Annotated in this window: 16 protein-coding genes; 9 read left to right on the top strand and 7 right to left on the bottom strand. The window is 66.4% G+C overall.

Annotated features, from left to right (window positions below; all coding sequences use genetic code 11):
- Positions 1–55: 55 nt before the first annotated feature.
- The 3 genes from ACQCSV_RS12940 to ACQCSV_RS12930 all read left to right on the top strand — a co-directional run bounded on the left by ACQCSV_RS12940 (position 56) and on the right by ACQCSV_RS12930 (position 5,758).
- Complete coding sequence (locus tag ACQCSV_RS12940) at positions 56–1,237, top strand: exonuclease SbcCD subunit D (protein ID WP_354153648.1); 1,182 nt, start codon at positions 56–58, stop codon at positions 1,235–1,237.
- On the top strand, positions 1,234–4,311 hold the full coding sequence (locus tag ACQCSV_RS12935; RefSeq protein WP_426938540.1) for an AAA family ATPase: 3,078 nt from the start codon (positions 1,234–1,236) through the stop codon (positions 4,309–4,311). Before ACQCSV_RS12940 ends, ACQCSV_RS12935 begins: the two co-directional genes overlap by 4 nt.
- Before the next feature lie 127 nt (positions 4,312–4,438).
- Positions 4,439–5,758 (top strand): MFS transporter, encoded by a 1,320-nt coding sequence (locus tag ACQCSV_RS12930; RefSeq protein ID WP_354223135.1) that lies wholly within the window; start codon positions 4,439–4,441, stop codon positions 5,756–5,758.
- Positions 5,759–5,801: 43 nt separating this feature from the next.
- Here the strand turns inward: ACQCSV_RS12930 and ACQCSV_RS12925 are convergent, their stop codons facing one another.
- Entirely contained in the window at positions 5,802–6,527 is a 726-nt protein-coding gene (locus ACQCSV_RS12925) for a helix-turn-helix domain-containing protein (protein ID WP_354153651.1), read from the bottom strand.
- 281 nt (positions 6,528–6,808) lie between these two features.
- Here ACQCSV_RS12925 and ACQCSV_RS12920 point away from each other — a divergent pair, with 281 nt between their 5' ends.
- Complete coding sequence (locus tag ACQCSV_RS12920; protein WP_354153652.1) at positions 6,809–8,143, top strand: MFS transporter; 1,335 nt, start codon at positions 6,809–6,811, stop codon at positions 8,141–8,143.
- A gap of 120 nt (positions 8,144–8,263) precedes the next feature.
- On the opposite strand, the gene ACQCSV_RS12915 is transcribed toward ACQCSV_RS12920, so the two are convergent.
- The 5 genes from ACQCSV_RS12915 to ACQCSV_RS12895 form a co-directional block, all read right to left on the bottom strand.
- Positions 8,264–8,911: a phosphoribosyltransferase family protein gene (locus tag ACQCSV_RS12915; protein ID WP_354153653.1), complete on the bottom strand. Its 648-nt coding sequence runs from the start codon at positions 8,909–8,911 to the stop codon at positions 8,264–8,266.
- Between the two features lie 91 nt (positions 8,912–9,002).
- On the bottom strand, positions 9,003–9,326 hold the full coding sequence (locus ACQCSV_RS12910) for a hypothetical protein (RefSeq protein ID WP_354153654.1): 324 nt from the start codon (positions 9,324–9,326) through the stop codon (positions 9,003–9,005).
- A gap of 83 nt (positions 9,327–9,409) precedes the next feature.
- On the bottom strand, positions 9,410–10,237 hold the full coding sequence (locus tag ACQCSV_RS12905) for an alpha/beta fold hydrolase (RefSeq protein WP_354153655.1): 828 nt from the start codon (positions 10,235–10,237) through the stop codon (positions 9,410–9,412).
- A 14-nt stretch (positions 10,238–10,251) separates the two neighbouring features.
- Entirely contained in the window at positions 10,252–10,545 is a 294-nt protein-coding gene (locus ACQCSV_RS12900) for a biotin/lipoyl-containing protein (RefSeq protein ID WP_354223133.1), read from the bottom strand.
- 33 nt (positions 10,546–10,578) lie between these two features.
- Positions 10,579–11,958, bottom strand: coding sequence for an amino acid permease (locus tag ACQCSV_RS12895; RefSeq protein WP_426938539.1), 1,380 nt, complete (start codon positions 11,956–11,958; stop codon positions 10,579–10,581).
- Between the two features lie 477 nt (positions 11,959–12,435).
- Between ACQCSV_RS12895 and ACQCSV_RS12890 the strand changes: the two genes are divergently transcribed.
- From ACQCSV_RS12890 to ACQCSV_RS12870, 5 genes are read left to right on the top strand one after another with little or no spacing between them, the layout of a single operon-like run.
- Entirely contained in the window at positions 12,436–13,146 is a 711-nt protein-coding gene (locus tag ACQCSV_RS12890) for an NrtR DNA-binding winged helix domain-containing protein (protein WP_354153787.1), read from the top strand.
- A complete protein-coding gene (nadA, locus tag ACQCSV_RS12885) occupies positions 13,143–14,465 on the top strand; it encodes a quinolinate synthase NadA (protein WP_354153658.1) in 1,323 nt (440 codons plus the stop codon). The genes ACQCSV_RS12890 and nadA overlap by 4 nt, the downstream gene beginning before the upstream one ends.
- 53 nt (positions 14,466–14,518) lie before the next feature.
- Positions 14,519–16,324, top strand: a complete 1,806-nt coding sequence (locus ACQCSV_RS12880) for an L-aspartate oxidase (protein WP_426938538.1) — start codon at positions 14,519–14,521, stop codon at positions 16,322–16,324.
- On the top strand, positions 16,317–17,189 hold the full coding sequence (gene nadC, locus ACQCSV_RS12875; RefSeq protein WP_426938537.1) for a carboxylating nicotinate-nucleotide diphosphorylase: 873 nt from the start codon (positions 16,317–16,319) through the stop codon (positions 17,187–17,189). Before ACQCSV_RS12880 ends, nadC begins: the two co-directional genes overlap by 8 nt.
- Before the next feature lie 7 nt (positions 17,190–17,196).
- The gene (locus tag ACQCSV_RS12870) at positions 17,197–18,351 is read left to right on the top strand and encodes a cysteine desulfurase family protein (RefSeq protein ID WP_354223125.1); all 1,155 of its coding nucleotides are present in this window, start codon (positions 17,197–17,199) and stop codon (positions 18,349–18,351) included.
- On the opposite strand, the gene ACQCSV_RS12865 is transcribed toward ACQCSV_RS12870, so the two are convergent.
- Positions 18,348–18,839, bottom strand: a complete 492-nt coding sequence (locus ACQCSV_RS12865; protein ID WP_426938536.1) for a GtrA family protein — start codon at positions 18,837–18,839, stop codon at positions 18,348–18,350. The two genes, ACQCSV_RS12870 and ACQCSV_RS12865, sit on opposite strands and share 4 nt — an antisense overlap.
- Between the last annotated feature and the right edge of the window lie 6 nt (positions 18,840–18,845).

The following is an 18,845-nucleotide window of genomic DNA, read 5'->3' as shown; positions in this document are numbered from 1 at the left end:
ACGGCCTGTTGCGGCGGTGTCCTAAACTGTCGGTGGCAGCCGCTAGCGTAAGAATATGCGGTTATTGCACACATCGGACTGGCACTTGGGCAGGTCCTTCCATGGCGTCGGGATGCTGGACGCCCAACGGTCATTTGTTGATCAGCTCGTCAGCGCCGTCACCGAAAACGCGGTCGATGTTGTCCTGATTGCCGGCGACGTCTACGACCGCGCCCTGCCCGGCGTCGACGTGGTAGGGCTGTTGGACGATGCCCTGGTGCGGCTCACGGATGCCGGTGCCACGGTGGTGCTGACATCCGGTAACCACGACTCCGCCATCCGGCTGGGCTTCGCGTCCAGGCTGCTGGAACGTGGCGGCGTCCACCTGCGGACCAGGCTGGCGGACCTGGACCAGCCAGTTGTCCTGCCGCTGGGCCCGGGTGACGGTGCGACGCCTGGGACCGTCCTGGCCATCTATGGAATCCCCTGGCTGGAACCGCGCCTCGTCGCCGAACAACTCGGCGCGGAAACCGCCAGCCACTTCGAAGTCACGCGCGCCGCCACTGACCGCATCCGGGCGGACCTCGCGCAGCGCAACGCAGCGGGAACGGTCCATTCGGTGGTCCTCGCCCACACGTTCGCCAGCGGCGGGATCAGCTCCGACAGTGAGCGGGATCTCAGCATCGGGGGAGTCGGAGCCGTGCCCCTGGACCTGTTCGACGGATTCAGCTACACCGCGCTGGGGCACCTGCACGGCCGGCAGACGCTGTCGCCGCAGGTCAGGTACTCGGGATCGCCCCTGGCCTACTCGTTCTCCGAAGCCAAGCACGACAAGGGAAGCTGGCTGATCGACGTCAGCCCGGACGGTGTGGCCGGCGTATCGGAACTGATCTGGGAAGCCCCGCGGAAGCTGGCCGTGCTCCGCGGCGGAATCTCGGAACTCCTGGAGTCCGCAGAGCATTCCTGGGCCGAAGGGGCGTACTGCCAGATCACGCTCACGGATGAGCAGCGGCCCGCGCAGGCCATGGAGCGGCTGCGGGCCCGTTTTCCGGACACGCTGGTCCTCGGGTTTGATCCGCAGGGCGGCGCCGTCAAGGCGTCCAAAAGCTACAGCAGCCGGCTCGCCGAAGCCCAGGATGATCTCTCGCTCTGCTGCGGATTCCTCGATCACGTGCGGGGGCGGGACGCGGACGACCACGAGCAGTCGGCTATCGCCGCGGCGCTGGATAACGTCCGCCTCAGGGAGGCATCGCTATGAGGATCCACCGCCTTGTCATCTCCGCCTTCGGGCCCTTTGCGGGCACCGAGGAAATCGACTTCGACAGGTTGAGTGCCCACGGACTCTTCCTCCTCAACGGACCTACCGGAGCAGGGAAGACCAGCGTGCTGGACGCTGTCTGCTTTGCGCTGTACGGATCCGTGCCGGGGGCGCGCCAGGACGGCAAGCGCCTGCGCAGCGATCATGCCGAGCTTTCGCTGGAGCCTGCGGTCACCTGCGAGTTTTCCGCCCAGGGCCGGCATTTCGAAGTCACCAGGTCGCCGGCTTGGGATAAACCCAGTGCCCGGGGAAAGAACGGCTTCACCACACAGCAGGCCAAAACGCTCCTCCGGGAACGCCTCAGCGGAACGTGGACGGAGCGATCCGGACGCAATGATGAAGCCGGCGCTGAAATCATCGCACTGCTCGGAATGGACCGGGAACAGTTCACCCGAGTGGTGATGCTGCCGCAGGGCGATTTTGCCGCCTTCCTGCGGTCCAAGGCAGCCGATCGCCTGGAACTGCTGCAGAAACTCTTTGGCACCCAGCGGTTCGAAGCCCTGGAACAGGAGCTGTCGGCGCAGGCCCAGGCCGCGCGGAGCGATGTTGCCCGGCTGAACGCAGAGCTTGAGCTGCTGGCGGCGCGGGCCGAAGCCGAGGCCGAGGCGCTGGCCATTGATGATTCTGCGGCACCTGCCCAGGAGGAGCCGGCGGACCGGATCGAATGGCTGCAGGAAACCGTGGCCCACCGCGCAGTCGAACTGGCTGCGGCGGCGGACGCCGCAGCGGCCGTCAGCAGGCAAGCGTCAGACCGGCTGGAGAACGAATCCGCGCGGCGGGAGCGCCACCGCAAGCTGGCAGCCGCCGAGGCCCGGAAGGCCGCCGCTGAGGCAATCCTGCCATCCCTGCAGCTCCATGGCGCCCGGCTCGAACAACACCGCCGCGCCGAGGTGCTCACCGGTCAGCTGCAGGCTGTCCAGTCCAGCCAGACCCAGGTCCGGCACGCCGCGGGAGCCATGGAATCCGCCATCACACTGCTGCGGATGGCCGCGGATGAAGACCCCGAACTGGGCCAGCTGGACCTCGGTGCCTTGGATGCAGACCACGGCGATGCCGGGCTTTCCGCCGCCGCGGCACTTGACGTTGTGGGTGAGCTCAGCCGCCTCAGGTCACTGTTGGCCGTTGTGGAAGCCAGGTTGCCGGATGAGGAACGCCTTCAATCACTGGTTGCCAGGCGCGCCTCGCTCACCACGAAGCAGCAGGAACTCACCCAAAAGGACATTGACCTTGGCGTTTCGCTGCAGGGTCTCCGCGCGGAGCAGGAAACCCTGACGGCAGGCCTGGAGCCACTGACGGAACTGGCCTCAGCCGCCACGCTCCATGAGAAGGAAGCCGCTGCGGCCGGGGAGCTTCTTGACGCCGTCCGGCGCTGTGCGGCTGCACGCGCCGCGCAGGCGCTCGCCACGGAGCGTCACTCGGCGTCCCGGGAGATCCAGCTCGAGAAGAAACTCCGTTGGCTGGACCTGCGCGAGGAAAGACTCGCCAACGCCGCCGCCGAACTCGCTGCCCAGCTGGCCGAAGGCGAGGCCTGCCCCGTTTGCGGCAGTGCGGACCACCCGGCTCCTGCGGAGGCTGCGGCGTCAGCGCTGGGCCTCAGCCAGGCCGAGGAAGCTGCCCAGCAGGACCATGAGGCCGCAGAGACAAAGCTGGCAGCGCGGGCCCGTGAGTTGGGCGACGCGAACCAGTTGGTGGCTGTCCTTGAAAGCCAGGGCGGGGACATGCCCGAAACGGATGCGCTTGCGGCTTTCGAGTCCGCCCGCAATGCCGCCGGCGAGTCGCAGCTGGCGGTGAAAAACCTCGCGGACCTCCGGCAGCAGCTTGAGGCCGCGGAGGCCCGAATTGCGGCAGCGGATTCCGCCAGGCACGGCGCGGCATCCGAACTCGCACAGGTCACCGCTGAATTGTCAGGACTGGTGGACCAGCTGGCGTCCCTTGACAGCGCACTCTCTGCGCTGCGCGGCGGTCACCGCAGACTCACGCAGCGGCTGCGGGCGCTGCAGGATGCCGCCGCCACGTTGGAGAAGGCCGTGGAGGCCCAGGCATTGCTCAGCCGAGCCAAGGCCAGGGCCGAGGAAGCACGGAACCAGCTTGACCTGGCGTTGCCGGAGGCTGGTTTCAGTTCTGACCTTGAAGCCCGGGCACAGCTGCTGTCATCTGCTGATGCTGCTGCCTTGCAGGCCGAGGTCCGGGCCGGCCAGGACGAACAGGCGCGGATTGCCGAGCTGTTCGCATCCGAGGATCTGCTGCTGGCACTGACTGAAGAGGCCGCCCATCCCGTGGTGGACGAAGCCCTCCTCGCTGACCTGCAGGACGCCGCGGAGAAGGCCGGACAGGAAGCACGGGCTGCCGATGTTGCCGCCGCCATGGCCGCGCGCTGTGTGGAGGCGCTAGCCGCTGTCCGCAACGATTACCAACAGCTGGCCGGTTCCGGGCGCGTTCCCAGGGAACGCGCCCAGCTCCTGACAGCCCTGGCTGATACCGCGGCCGGCCGTGGAGACAACACCTACCGTATGAGCCTGAACACCTACGTCCTCGCGGCACGGCTCGAACAGGTGGCCTTGGCTGCTTCCGAACGGCTGGTCGCCATGAGCGATGGCCGCTACCTGCTCCAGCATTCAGACGCCAAGGCCGCGCGCGGCGCAAAATCCGGGTTGGGGCTGGAAGTGGTGGACCAGTGGACCGGTCACCGCCGGGATACCTCTACGCTTTCCGGTGGCGAATCCTTTATGGCGTCCCTGTCCCTCGCCCTGGGGCTGGCAGACGTTGTGCAGCAGGAATCCGGTGGCATCCAGATCGAGACGCTTTTTGTCGACGAGGGTTTCGGCAGCCTGGACGAACAATCTCTAGAACAGGTCATGGATGCCCTCGAAGGCCTTCGTGACGGCGGCCGCGTTGTGGGTCTGGTCAGCCATGTGGGGGAGATGAAACAGCGCATCGGAACCCAACTCCAGATCCTCAAGGGTCGGAACGGTTCCACGCTCCGCATTTCCGACGCCGCCGAGGCGCTGGTGTGACTGCGGCCATGCCGGACTGGACTGGGCCAAACCGGCCTATATGATTGAACAGTTACCGGGTCGCGCGCATCGGGAGGAGGGACGATGCGCATTACTGAACGAGCCCGTTACCTTGAAATCTTCAGCGATGTCCTCCCTGTCCGCTTCCCTGGAGGCGCCGGTCTCTGCCGGCGCCGACGCTCCCGACACTGTCCATCCCGACAATGCGCCGGCGTCCGTTGCGCTGGCTCCGCCCACGGGTCGGTTCGCCAGGCTCCCGCACCTCGCCGGCCGCAGCTTTATCCCCCTGGGCCTGTTCGCCCGGCTGCCCCTGGCCATGCTGACCGTCGGTGCACTGACCCTCGTCACGTCCGTGACCGGCTCCTACGCGCTGGGCGGTACGGCCGCCGGTGCCGTGGGGATCGGCTCGGCTCTCGGCGCCCCCTTCTTTGGTGCCCTCGCAGACCGCAGGGGGCAGCGGCCCGTCCTCCTGGTTGCGGCGGTGCTCAATGCCTTGGCCGTCCTGGGGCTGATCGGTACGGCCTGGGCCGCGCCCGACGCCGGGTCCTTTCCCGTCGCCGTAATCACTGCAGCGTTCCTCGCCGGTGCCAGCTGCCCGCAGGTAGGGCCGTTGGCCAGGGTGCGCTGGATGGCGCTCACCTCGCGGGGCAAGGAAGCGAAGGACCGGAGGGACCTTGATACGGCCCTGTCCTACGAGGGCACCGCCGATGAACTGACGTTTGTCCTGGGACCGGCCCTAGTGGGAATTTTGGCCAGCCTGGTGGCCCCTTGGCTGCCGTTGGCCCTTGCTGCAGCCATGACCATCACGCTGGTTCCCGCCTTTGCCATGCACTCCACCCACAAGGCGGTTCCCGTAAACCGGGTCTCCGCTGCCTCGCGCAAGGCAGCCAGGATTCCCGCCGTCGTCGCACTGCCCGTCCTGGCGATGGTGGCCATGGGCACCTTCTTTGGGTCCGCCCAGACGTCCTTGAGCTCGTTCTCTGCGAGTTTCGCCTCCTCTGAAATCGCCGGACTGCTGTATGCGGTCATGGGATTGAGTTCTGCCGCCGCAGCCCTGTCCGTGGCGTACTGGCCCCAGCGCTTCACGCCGGCGGCCCGGTGGCTGGTCAGCGCGGCACTGATGACGGTGCTTGCGTTGCTGCTTCTGGTGCCGGGATCGTTGGGCGGCATGGTGGTGGTGCTGCTGGTCCTGGGACTGCCGGTGGGTCCCGTGATGGTCACGGTCTTCGCGATCGGAAGCCTGGTGGCGCCGGTGGAACGGCTGGGGACCGTGATGACGGCTTTGGCCAGCGGTATCGTGGCCGGCACCGCGCTGGGTGCCGCGGTTGGTGGCCAGTTCGCGCAGGCCCACGGCTACCACACGGCATTCGTTGTGCCTGTGGTTGCTGCTGGCGGCCTGCTGGTGCTGGGTGCTGCGGCCGCAGTCATTCTCCGCAAACGCCACTGATCGGCGCCGGGCGGTGGTCACGGCCAGTCGGGGTATGCCGCGGTCAGCCCAGCTGGGCCTCAATGCGCCCGGCGCCCGCCACTAGCGCCGCGGCGATTTCGTCCGGATTCTGGGTTGCCCGGATGTAAACGACGGCCAGCGCGGCCGGCCGGCCGCCAGCGACCCGGACCGGAACTGCTACGGAGGAGACGCCGGCGAGGACTTCATCGTGGCTGGCGGCAAAGCCCAGTTGCCGCGCGGTTCCCGCCTCGGGCCGGTAGGGGATTCCGGGCGCGGCCGCATGCCAGTCAGCTTCTGAATACGCTGACTGGATCGCAATTCCGGGGGCACCGGCGCTGATTGGATGCCGGGAGCCAGGGTGCTGGACAATCGCGGCGCCGGTATGCCGCGGGTCCACAGTGACGATGGTGACACAGTCGTCGCGGTCCCAGACGGCCACAAAGGCACTCATGGTCAGGGCGTTGGCGAGTTGGGTCAGCTCCGGCAAGGCCGCCGTTTGGAGATCGCGGGCCACGCCCCGCGCCAGGACGGCGAGCCCGGGCCCTGGCTGGACTCTGCCGGCGTCATCGCGCACCAGCAAGGAATGATCCTCCAGGGTCCGCAGGATCCGGTAGGCCACGGAACGGTGGACTCCCATGGCGTCGGCAAGCTCCGCAATGGTCAACGGCGCCTGCGCCGCGGCCAGGATTTCCAGTGCCCGGATTCCGCGCGACAGGGTCTGGGAAGGGGAAGCCTGAGCTGCTCCGGAGGGGACTGCGGTGGGCGTCATGGATTCATCCTAGGCGGCTGTGCAGGAGCTGCGCGTGCACCGTGACGGCGCTTCGCGCACCCCGGTAGGTGTGCTGATTCTCAAAAAAGCTGTGTGTTGATTCCGAATAGAAGTTCAACTATGGAATTGATCCGCACGAAGATTCAAGAAAAGTCGTGCGTTTCGTCACATCTTGGCGTAACGTCGTACTTACTGACCGTTCGATCAGTAAATCGAACGACCTGAATCCACCCCGGCAGCCGGAATCCCTCACCAGGCTGCCCCCAAGCCACGGAGTGCCAATGACCGAAACTTCACGCGTCGATTCCGAGGTGGGCCCGAGCAGCAAGCACGAGGAACGCAAGGTTCTCGCTGCAACCCTGGTCGGCACCACCATCGAGTGGTACGACTTCTTCATCTTCGCGCAACTGACGGGCACGCTGCTGTCCCCGCTGTTCCTGGCCCCGCTGAACGAATCCAACCCGGGCCTGGCCCAGATCCTGTCCTTCGCGCTCATCGGCATCAGCTTCCTGTTCCGCCCGCTTGGTGCAGTTGTCGCTGGCCACCTCGGCGACCGGCTCGGCCGCAAGGCAATGCTGGTCTTCACCCTCCTGATGATGGGCGCAGCCACGTCGCTGATCGGCATGCTCCCGACCTATGCGCAGATCGGCGTCTGGGCTCCCATCCTGCTGATCCTCCTCCGCGTTGTCCAGGGCTTCTCCGCCGGCGGTGAATGGGGCGGTGCTGCGCTGATGGCCGTAGAGCACGCGCCCAAGAGCCGCCGCGGTGTGTTCGGTGCGTACCCGCAGATCGGGGTCCCGGTCGGCATGATCCTGGCCACCGGCCTGCTCTTCGTTCTCAACTCGAACATGTCAAAGGAAGACTTCGCGGCCTGGGGCTGGCGGGTGCCGTTCCTGCTGTCCATAGTGCTGATTGTGGTGGGATACCTGATCCGCCGGGCTGTGGCCGAGAGCCCCGTCTTCCAGGAGATGGCGGCCCGAAAGGCCGAAAGCGGGGCTCCCCTTAGCGAGCTCATTCGTAACCATAAGAGGCCCGTGCTCTACTCGACCATGATCTTCATTGGCAACAACGCCGCTGGCTACCTGTTGATTGCCTTCTTCATCTCCTACGCCACCAGGACGTTGAAGATGCCGGTCCCGGAAATCCTGCTGGCCACCACCCTTGCCTCCTTCGGCTGGCTGATCTTCACGCTCGCAGGCGGCTGGCTCTCGGACCGGATCGGCCGGGTCAAGACGTTCCTGATCGGTTATGCAATCATCTTCATGTGGATGATCCCGATGTTTGCCCTGATCGACACCAGGAACATCTGGCTTTACGCTGTGGCGCTCTTCGTCCTGACCATCGGCCTCGGCCTCTCCTACGGCCCCATGTCGGCAATGTACGCCGAGATGTTCCCGCCCAATGTCCGCTACTCGGGCATCTCCATCGGGTACGCCTTCGGCGCCATCCTCGGTGGTGCTTTCGCTGCAACCATTGCCGAGACTCTGCTGCTGAGCACCAAATGGACCGGATCCATCGGCATCTACATCATGATCCTGTGCGTGATTTCAGCAGCCGGGGTTCTGCTCGCCAAGGAGACGAAGGGCAACCCGCTCGGCGTCAGCAGTCACCACTAGGGTAGTCCGCATCGCACAACGGCGGGTTCCGGCCATCTGGCTTGGGCCCGCCGGTTGCCGTGAGCCCGCCGGTTGCCGTGAGCCCGGTGGCGCCCTGAGGGCTGGGCTGCTGCGGGGCGCCTACTGGTTCAGAAGTCTGATGGCGTCCTCATCGGCAAGTTGCTCGAAGTGCCGGTAGAAGCTACCCACGGCGCGGAACTTGCCCGGCAGATGCAGGCACAGCACGGCATCGCACACCCTGGACACTGCCGCGTAGGCCTCCACCGAACCCACCGGGGCTGCGGCGACGACGAGTGCCGCGCCACCCGAACGGGCGGCCTCGACGGCGGCGCGCATGGTGGCTCCGGTGGCCAGGCCGTCGTCGAGAAGGAGGATTGTTTTGCCGGTGAGGTTGTTGCTGATCCCCGGGTAGGTCCCGGCCCGGCGGAGCAGCTCGGCCCGCTCGCGTTTCTCCACTTCATCCAGCCATTCCTGGCGGACTCCGTGATCCAGAATGCGGGTGATCAGGGGACGGTTGAGCAGGCGCACTATCCGGCCTCCGGACCAGGCCAGTGCGCCGAACGCTGTTTCGTCGTGGCCGGGGATGCCGAGTTTACGGACCAGAACGGCGCCGAGCGGCAGGTACAGGGCCTTCGCGGCCGCGGCGGCGACGGGGATACCGCCGCGGGCCAGCCCCAGGACGATGGTGTCGGGGCGTTCCCGGAACTGGGTGAGCACCGCCGCCAGCCGTTCACCGGCATGGGTGCGGTCTTCAAAACGCGTGCTCATTTGCTCCCTCTCCGGCTGTCTCCGCCCGATTCCAGCCTACCTTCTGCCGCCGCAGCGGGAAGCGGGGATACGGCCTCCCGCCGCAGCTGAGTCAAGCGAGCGCGGCGGAAACGGTCTTGGTGATGTCCTGGATCGGCGCCGTCCGTTCGGGGACGTCGCTGAGGTCGGCACGCTTTGTGAAAACCACCAGCACGAAGCTGCCGGCGGACATGGAGAGGATGGCGGCGTCGTGGAGGTCGGAAAGGCGCACAGCGGCCATCAGCAGGCTCCGCGATTCGTTGTTGCTGTCCTGGACCATCGCCTGGAGCTGGAACTCCGAGGTGAACGCGCCCAGCGGATCATCGAGGGACGCCGAACCTTCCTCCACCAGGTGGGAGTAGGCCGTGGCAGTCAGGATTTTTGAAGGATGCTGCATCTGAGGATCCAAGCAGCGGAACCTATGCGGGAGCCATGAAATCCCTGTCAGGAATCAGCCGCCAGGGGTCAGCCGCGCTGTGCTCAGACTCCCAGGAAAGCGATGGCGCCTTGTTTGAAGGCCCGGCTGGTGATGGCGTTGGTGTGGCTGCGGCCAGGCAACGTCAGCTGTTCAGCCATGGACCCTGCCCGGATTCCAAGTTCGGCGAGCTTCGGCATGGTGGCCGCACGTTCATCCTGGTCGCCGGCCACAAGAAGCATCGGCATGTGGGGAACGGCTTCGGCTGGATCGAAGGGTTCGGCCTTGATGGCATCCACCAGGGACAGCAGCGCGAAGATGTTGTTGCTCGGCAGGAGCATGGCCATCTTGAGCAGGCCGGACGTGGACGGGTCCGCGATGGGGGTTCCGTCGGCGAGGTAGTTCTGGGCGGCGATGAGGTCAAAGGCTGCCAGCGGATCGGCGATGTTCGGTCCGCCCAGGACCAGGCGGTGGACGATCTCGGGCTGGGTGGCGCCGAATTCCCAGGCAAGCCGCGCGCCCAAGGAATAGCCCACCACGTCAACCCCGCTCGTGGGGTCACCATTGCGCAATGGCCGCACGCCGGCGTCGAACGCTATCTGCAGCAGGTCCGCGCGGATCCGGCTGGGGGAGTAGGAGTCCATGTCTTCGGGAGCGCCGCTGCGGCCATGGCCGGGCAGGTCCACGGTGATGACGCGGCGGCCTGCCTCCAGCAGGGCCGCCACCCAGCCGGTGTCATGCCAGTTGAGTTTGCTGGAAGAGGAGAAGCCGTGTAGCAGCAGCACGGGGCGCAGTCCGGCGTCGTCCTGGGGATCGAGCACCTCCACGTACAGCTGGGGGTCCGTGCCCTCAACGGTGTGGGAATGCATCTCGCCGGTGTGCCTGCCGCTCATGGTGTCATTCCTCATCAAGTACGGCGCTCAGGCGGACCCGGGCGCGTCGGTGCCTCGTCCTTCGGGACCGTGCCCACGATTCCGGCAGTGTTGTCCGGTACCTCGAACACGATCAGGGGTTCGCCGGCCTTGATCCTGTCGCCTGCACCACCGAAGGTACGCACCACTTTACCTGCCTTCGGACCGGGCAGTTCAACAGCGGATTCGCTGGTTTCCACCTCCGCCAGCGGCCGGTTCCGTTCCACCGGCGCCTTGAGCGTGTTGGAGCAGCCGGCAGTATCGGCGCTGGCCATATAGCGGTAGGTCATGGCTTAGAAGAGGACGGGACCGTTTCCTGCTACTTACTTGGGTTGGCGATCGCGGGTGCCCGGCCGGGCGCCCAGCCAGCAGGCTGCGGCGAGGCAGGCAACCAGAACAAAGGTGCTCAGCAGCTGGCCGCGGGTGCTTTCCGCGCTGAAGCCCACAGCGAAAATCAGTCCCAGGAGGACGAGTCCGAAGATGGTCAGGCCCGGGAATCCGTGCATCCGCAGCGGAAGCGCGGCACCATCCCGGTCCGCGCGGTGCCGGAGGATCAGCTGCGAGACAAGGGCCGTGCCCCAGACCACCAGGCACGTGGATCCGACCAGCTGGAACAGTGCCGGCAGGATCCGGTCCGGGAACAGCAGCTCCAGGACCGTGGCGAAGAAGCCGAACGCCACCGACACGCCCACTGCCACCATGGGCACGCTGGCGCCGCTGAGCCTGGCCAGGAACCGGGGAGCCTCGCCCCGTTCGGCGAGCGAGTACACCATGCGGGACGCGCCGTAGAGGTTGGCGCTAAGTGCGGAGAGAAGCGCGACGACGGCAACCAGGGTGATCGCCGTCCCGGCGCCCGGGATCCGGGCCGCGTCGAGCACGCCGGCAAAGGGCGAGGCGAGTCCTTTGGAGGAGACCGGCAGGACTGCAGCGATGACAAATACCGAGCCGATGTAGAAGACCAGGATGCGCCACAGCACTGTGCGGATCGCCTTGCCCACGCTGTGCTCCGGGTCCTCCGTTTCCGCGGCGGCCACGGCAACGATCTCGGTTCCGCCAAAGGCAAAGATCACTACGAACAATGCCGTGGCGATTCCGCCAAGCCCGGCAGGAGCAAAATCGGTGGTGATGTTGGCGAGTCCGGGCGAAGCTACTTCGGGCAGGAGGCCCAGCAGCAGGGCGGCCCCCACGGCCAGGAACGCCACAATGGCGGCGACCTTCAGGATGGCGAACCAGAATTCGAACTCGCCGAAGTTCTTCACACCCGTCAGGTTGATGGCCGTAAACACAAACATAAAGATCAGGGCCAGGGCCCAGACGGGGATAACCGGCCAGACGGAAAACAGGAGGCCCGCTGCGCCCAGGGCTTCCGCAGCGATGACCACCACCAGCTGGAGCCACCACAGCCAGCCCACCGTAGCGCCGGCGGTTTTTCCCAGCGCCCGTTCGGCGTACACGGAGAAGGCGCCGCTCGTGGGATTCGCAGCGGCCATCTCGCCCAGCGCCCACATCACCAGGATGATGAGCGTCCCGGCGACAAGATAGGAGATCAGCACGGCAGGCCCGGCGGCCTGGATGCCGGCCCCTGAACCCAGGAACAGGCCGGCGCCGATGGCGCTGCCCAGTCCCATCATGGTGAGCTGCCGGGATTTCATGGTGTGGCCGAGGTGGGATGCCGGCCGCACTGCCGTGGACGTCGATGTCATGCCTGAGAACCTTCTTGGGGTTGGGGTGGGTGCCACTAAGGGGACCATTTGAATTTACCGCCTAAGTCGCTGGCTCGCGGGCAACCGGTCTGCAACGATGCCGGCACTTTGAATCATTTGGATGACTATTGGCTGGCAAGTTGCTTACCCCAAGGTGCTAGCGAAGGCGGTTGTCTAAACGTCGAGGCCTTGGATGCCAAAATTGTTCGACGTTTTACCGACAGTCCGGGGTGCTGGCTGCGATCCCGGAACTGATCGAGGTTCACACCGTTTCCGGCAGTCCGGACCTGCGGCGCGTTTTGGATGCGATGATCGCCACCCGGTCTGGCGGACCAGCCACAGGGGCCTTCATCCGGTTGCATTGTGCGGCGAAACATTTTGAATCAGGGGAATGTGGCCGTAGAATCAGTTCTAGTCATATTGACTATAACTAGGTGATGGCAGTGAAGCCCAAAAGCAGGGAGCGGGTGAGTGACCGTGTACAGCAGTTCAGCGAACGTCTCCGAGCGGGCCACCGCTGCACCCTCGCTTGCCATCTCCACCGTCATCTTCGCCCTGCGGCCCAGCGAAACCTCGGGCCGGCCTACGCTGTGGCTACCCCTGGTCCGCAGGATCCGTGAGCCGTACAAAGACCTTTGGGCACTTCCCGGCGGACCGCTGACGCATGTTGAATCCCTGCAGGATGCTGCGTCCCGAAACCTCCGGGAAACCACCGGACTCACCCCGAGCTACCTGGAACAGCTCTATGCGTTCGGCGGGCTGCACCGCTCACCCACGCAGCGCGTTGTGTCCATCGTCTACTGGGCCCTGGTCCAGCCCACCGAAGCCGCCCTGGCCGACGAATCGGAGAACGTGAAGTGGTTCAGGGCAGACAAGGTGGGGGACCTGGCCTTCGACCACAACGCCATTGTTGAGTACGCGCTCCGGCGCCTGCGGAACAAACTGGCCTACGGCTCGGTGGCCTACCACTTCCTGGGTGAGTACTTCACCCTCGCCCAGGTCCGCGAAGTCTACGAAGCAGTCCTGGACACCCGGCTGGACCCGGCCAACTTCCGCCGCCAGCTCAAATCCACGCCGGAGATCGAAGAAACCGGCGAGTACCTCCAGGGCGGCAAGCACCGCCCGCCACGTCTCTACCGCTTCACCGGCCGCCCCGGCCTTGATCCCGACAACAGGAGCACACCATGAGCAGCGTCAACACAGCCATCCAGCTGATCACGCGCGAACAGGCCGAAAGCGCGTCCCGGAGCGCGGCTGCAGGCAAAACAGCAGCCACCTGCAGCCCGGCGCTCGCCAAGGGGCCGTGGGAATACGACCTCGCAGGGGCGCTCGCCGGTGCCCCGGCTTATGGTCCCGGCGCCTCCAGTGCTGACGTTGCGCCGGCCGCCACCCCCCGTCAAGGCCAGCTTCCGGAGGAATACAAACGCGCCGGCGATGCCGAGCTGGACGTCCGCATCCGTGCGGCGAAAGAAAAGCTGGGCGACCGGGCAGTGGTCCTGGGCCACTTCTACCAGCGCGACGAAGTCATCCAGTACGCCGACTTCGTGGGGGACTCCTTCCAGCTGGCCAACGCCGCGCTCACCCGGCCTGACGCCGAGGCCATCATTTTCTGCGGCGTGCACTTCATGGCCGAAACCGCGGACATCCTCTCCACCCCGGAACAGGCCGTCATCCTGCCCAACCTCGCCGCGGGCTGCTCCATGGCAGACATGGCGGACATCGACTCCGTGGAGGAGTGCTGGGAACAGCTCGAAGAAATCTTCGGCACCGAGGCCGACGCAGAGGGTCGGGTTCCGGTCATTCCGGTCACCTACATGAATTCCTCCGCCGCCCTGAAGGCTTTCTGCGGCCGCAACGGCGGCATTGTCTGCACCTCCTCCAACGCCAAGGTGGTCCTGGAATGGGCGTTCGAACGCGGCCAGCGGGTCCTGTTCTTCCCCGACCAGCACCTGGGCCGCAACACCGCCAAGGCCATGGGTGTGCCGCTGGAGCAGATGCCCATGTGGAACCCGCGCAAGGAACTGGGCGGCAACGATGAACAGGCCCTGCTCGATTCCCGCGTGATCCTCTGGCACGGCTTCTGCTCGGTCCACAAGCGCTTCAACGTCGGCCAGATCGAAAAGGCCCGCGCCGAGTTCCCCGGCGTCAACGTGATTGTGCACCCCGAGTGCCCCATGGAGGTGGTGGACGCTGCCGACTCCGCCGGCTCCACCGACTTCATCAAGAAGGCCATCGCGGCCGCCACCGAACCGACCACCTTCGCAATCGGCACGGAAGTCAACATGGTTAACAGGCTCGCTGCCGAGTACCCGCAGCACACCATCTTCTGCCTAGATCCGGTGATCTGCCCCTGCTCCACGATGTACCGCATCCACCCCGGCTACCTCGCCTGGGTCCTGGAGGAACTCGTCGAAGGTCGCATCGTCAACCGCATCAGCGTGGACCACTCCGTCCAGGACAACGCCAAAACCGCGCTCGAGCGTATGCTCGCCGCGCGTCCCCTGTAGCCCGCCGCTGCAGTCCCGCCCGCTGTAACCCTGGAAACCGAAACGAGCCCCACATGAGCGCAGCGAGCCCAGCCGGTGGTCCGGTACCCCGGCGGCTGATCGTCGTCGGGAGCGGCATTGCGGGACTGTACTCCGCGTTGCTTGCCGCCGACGCCGGCGCCGCAGTGGTGCTGCTGACCAAGGGCGCGCTCGCGGACAGCAACACCTACTACGCCCAGGGTGGCATCTCCGCCGTGCTCGACGAACCCGCGCCCGGAGATACTGTGGCCGCGCACATCGCAGACACGCTGAAGGCCGGGGCCGGGCATTGCGACGAAGAGGCAGTCCGCGTGCTCTGCACGGAGGCCCGTCTGGATATCGCCGGCTTGGAACGCTTCGGCGTGCGTTTCGATATGGACGACGACGGCGACCCCTCACTGGGTCTCGAAGCCGCCCATTCCGCGCCGCGGATCCTGCACACCGGCGGCGACGCAACCGGTGCCGGGGTGGCCAGGGCGCTCATCAAGACCGTCCTGGATGCGCAGGCAGCTGGCCGGATCCAGGTTATCGGGCACGCCCAGGTGACGTCCCTGTCCCAGAGCGAAGGACGCGTGGACGGAGTGAATTTCCTCCACGACGGGCGGGAACTCGCCATCCGCGGCGATGCCGTGCTCCTGGCCACCGGGGGAGCTGGAAGGCTGTTCGCCCAGACTACCAACCCCGCCGTGGCAACTGCCGACGGGCTGGCGCTCGCCTGGCGGGCTGGAGCCGCAGTGGCGGACCTGGAGTTCTTCCAGTTCCACCCCACCTGCATGGTGCTCCCGGCCGATGCCCTTGAGGCAGCCGGCAACGGGGCTGAACCGCTCCTGATTTCCGAAGCCGTACGCGGCGAAGGCGCCATCCTGCTGGACGCCCACGGCGAACGCTTTATGCCCGCCTACCACCCTGACGCAGAACTTGCCCCGCGCGACGTCGTCTCCCGCAGCATCGCCCTGCACCTCGCCACCCTTGGGGATCCCAACGGGCACGTGTTCCTTGACGCCATGGTGGTCGAGGCCCTGCACGGCAAGGGGTACCTCGAAAAGCGATTCCCGACCATCAGCACCCGCACCCGCCAAGCCGGTGTCGACTGGACCCGGGAACTCGTCCCCGTGGCACCGGCAGCGCACTACTGGATGGGCGGCGTTGTTGCCGACCGTTACGGGCGGACCTCTGTACCCGGGTTGCTGGCTGCCGGCGAGGTTGCCTGCACCGGCGTCCAAGGTGCCAACCGGCTTGCCAGCAATTCTTTGCTTGAGGGTCTGGTCTTCGGGCGCCGGGCTGTTGAGGGGTTCCTGGCTTCCGGTCCGTCGCGGGACACCGATGCTCCGCGTGCTGTCTCGGCCGCGAGCGGCCTCCCCTTGACGCACGCTTCCGCACCGCTGTCCCACGACTTCGTGGAGGATGCGCACCCTTCTGGATCACGTTTCAACGAGGCATCCGCGTCCACTCCTTGGCAGTTTGAAACAGTCCCGCCACCTGGTCCTCGTGAAACTTCCTTCGCTGCGGCGGGGCCGTTTTCCCGGGTGGCTCTTCGGCGCTTGATGACTGCCAACGCTGGGGTTTTGCGTCATGGCGTGTTGCTTAGGGAGGCTTCGGGCTTGCTTGGGGCCTGGGCCTCCGCTGACGATCCGGTTACCGTTCCTGACTCTTTCGATCCTCGCGATCATGAGGATGCCAATCTCCTTTTGGCTGCGCAGCTGCTGGTGCATGCCTCACGCGAGCGGCGGGAATCCTTGGGGGCGCATTACCGCAGCGACAGTGTGTCCGTGAATGCCGCCGTCGAACATTTTGATAAGCGTTACACCATGAGCCGGAAAGCGAGCCTCGTCAATGACTAGCCTGACCCTCCCCGCAGGACCCGTCCGGGACATACTGGAGCGGGCTTTTGCCGAGGACGCGCCCAACGGTGACATCACCTCGCAGCTGCTGATCCCGGCCGACGCCCGCGCCACCGCGGTTCTGAACGCGCGGGTGCCCGGCGTCTTCAGCGGTGGAACGGTGTTCCGCGACGCCATGAAGCTTGTGGACCCGGACACCGACGTGGAACTGCTGCTCGCTGAGGGGGCAGTGTTCGACGCCGGCACGCACCTCGCGCGCGTCACCGGCAACGCGCGCTCGGTGCTGCTCGCCGAACGGGTCGGGCTGAACCTTGTGCAGCGGATGAGTGCCATCGCAACCAAGACCGCGGAATTCGTCCGGCTCGTCGAAGGCACCAAGGCGCGCATCACGGACACCCGAAAAACCACGCCCGGCCTGCGAGTGCTGGAGCGCTATGCCGTCCGCTGCGGCGGGGGAGCCAACCACCGCTACAGCCTTTCCGACGCCGTGCTGGCCAAGGACAACCACCTGGCCGTCATCACAGGCGGAGACTCCGCGAAGCTCACCGCCCTGCTCGCCGCGGCCAAGGCCCAGCTGGGGCACACCACGCACTTCGAAGTGGAGGTGGACAGCGCCGAGCAGATTGAACCTGTCCTTGCTGCCGGTGTGGACACCATCATGCTGGACAACTTCACCCTCGACGAGCTCCGCTCCGGTGTTAAGCAGGTGGACGGACGCGCCATTGTGGAAGCCAGCGGCAACGTCAACGTCGGCACCGTCGCCGACATCGCCGCGGCCGGCGTGGACGTCATCTCCATCGGCGGTCTCACCCACAGCGTGGCTGCCCTGGACCTGGGCCTGGACGTCGAACTAAGCGTCGGGTGAAACGCCCATGATCTTCCTCGACGCCGCCGCCACCACCCCGATCCGCCGCGAGGTCCTCGAGGCCATGTGGCCCTACCTGAGCGGCGAGTTCGGCAACCCCTCCAGCCGCCACACCTTGGGCGAGGCTGCGGCGTCCGCGCTCGCAGGCGCCCGTGCGGCCGTGGCCAAGGTGCTCGGCTGCCGTCCGGGCGAGGTCACCTTCACCTCGGGAGGCACGGAGGCGGACAACCTCGCCGTCAAGGGCGTTGCCCTGGCCCGGCAGGCTGCGGACCCGGCCCTCAACCGCGTGGTGATCAGCGCCGTCGAACATCCAGCCGTGGAGGAGTCCGCGCGCTTCCTGGAACGGTTTCACGGGTTCACCGCGGACGTGGTTCCGGTGGACGGGACCGGCCGGGTGACGCCGGAGGCGCTCGCCGCCGTGCTCCGGCCGGAAACTGCCCTGGTCAGCGTCATGTATGCGAACAATGAGGTGGGCACCATCCAGCCGGTCGCCGAACTGGCCACCGTCGCCACCAGGCGGGGCATCCCGTTCCACACCGACGCCGTCCAGGCCGCTGGGTGGCTGCCCTTGGACGTCAAGGCCTTGGGCGTGGACGCCCTGAGCATTTCCGGCCATAAGCTCGGCGCGCCCAAGGGGTGCGGCGTGTTGTACGTCCGCGGCCGGACCCGCGTTGAGCCCCTGGTGCACGGCGGCGGCCAGGAACGCGGCCGCCGGTCCGGGACCGAAAACGTTGCCGGTGCCGTGGCGCTGGCTAAGGCCCTGACGCTCGCCCACGCCGAGCTGCCGGAACTCGCCGCCAGTGTGGCTCTTCTCCGCGAACGCTACATCGCCACTATCCTGGACACCGTTCCCGGCGCCCTGCTCACCGGGCACCGGACGGAACGGCTGCCGTCCGTGGCATCGTTCTGTTTCCCCGGCACCAGCGGCGAATCCGTGCTGTTGGAGCTGGAGCGGCAGGGTGTGGTGTGCTCGAGCGGTTCGGCCTGTGCCGCCGGCTCGGATGCGCCGTCGCCGGTGCTGACCGCGCTGGGTTATGACGCCGAAGTGGCGCAGACGGCCGTGCGGTTCAGTTTCACCTCAGACGTGACCGCGGACGAACTGGAGCAGGCGGCGGCAGCGGTGGGCACCGCCGTCGGACGCGTCAGGACCCTCGGCCGCTAGATATGGCGGGCGCGGCGGAAAATCCAATGCCGTAGCATCGTGAACCGCACGGCGGTGGCTACGAAGCCTGACAACGTGGTGGTCCACAGCTCATCGGACACGCTGGCGTCCGGGTGCAGCCAATGCAGCACGCCCAGGCTGCCGCCGGTGATGACCAGCGCAACGGCAATGACGATTATGCCGTTCAGGTGGTCACGGGCCATCCGGCGCTGCCCGGAGATCTTGAACGTCAGCCTGCGGTTCAGTGCCGTGTTCATCAAGGACGTAAGCACCAGGGCGGCCGCATTGGCCAGCTGCGGTCCCAGCCAGGGGCGCAGCAACGCATACAAAGCCAGTGACGTGGCGGTGCAGATAATGCCGACGCCGGTGAAGCGGAGGAGCTGCCGGACCAGTGGAAACCTGAAGATTCCACGGTAGTGTCTGGTGGCAGCCGCTCCACGGGTGGGCTGCTGCGTCAGCTGGGCACTGGGCGCAGCAGGAGATTCCATGGCCTA

Origin of the sequence: Pseudarthrobacter sp. S3 (assembly GCF_050156905.1) — a bacterium.
Lineage (GTDB): Bacteria > Actinomycetota > Actinomycetes > Actinomycetales > Micrococcaceae > Arthrobacter.
The sequence above is the reverse complement of the archived record's forward strand: the minus strand, read 5'-3'. Positions and strand labels throughout refer to the sequence as shown.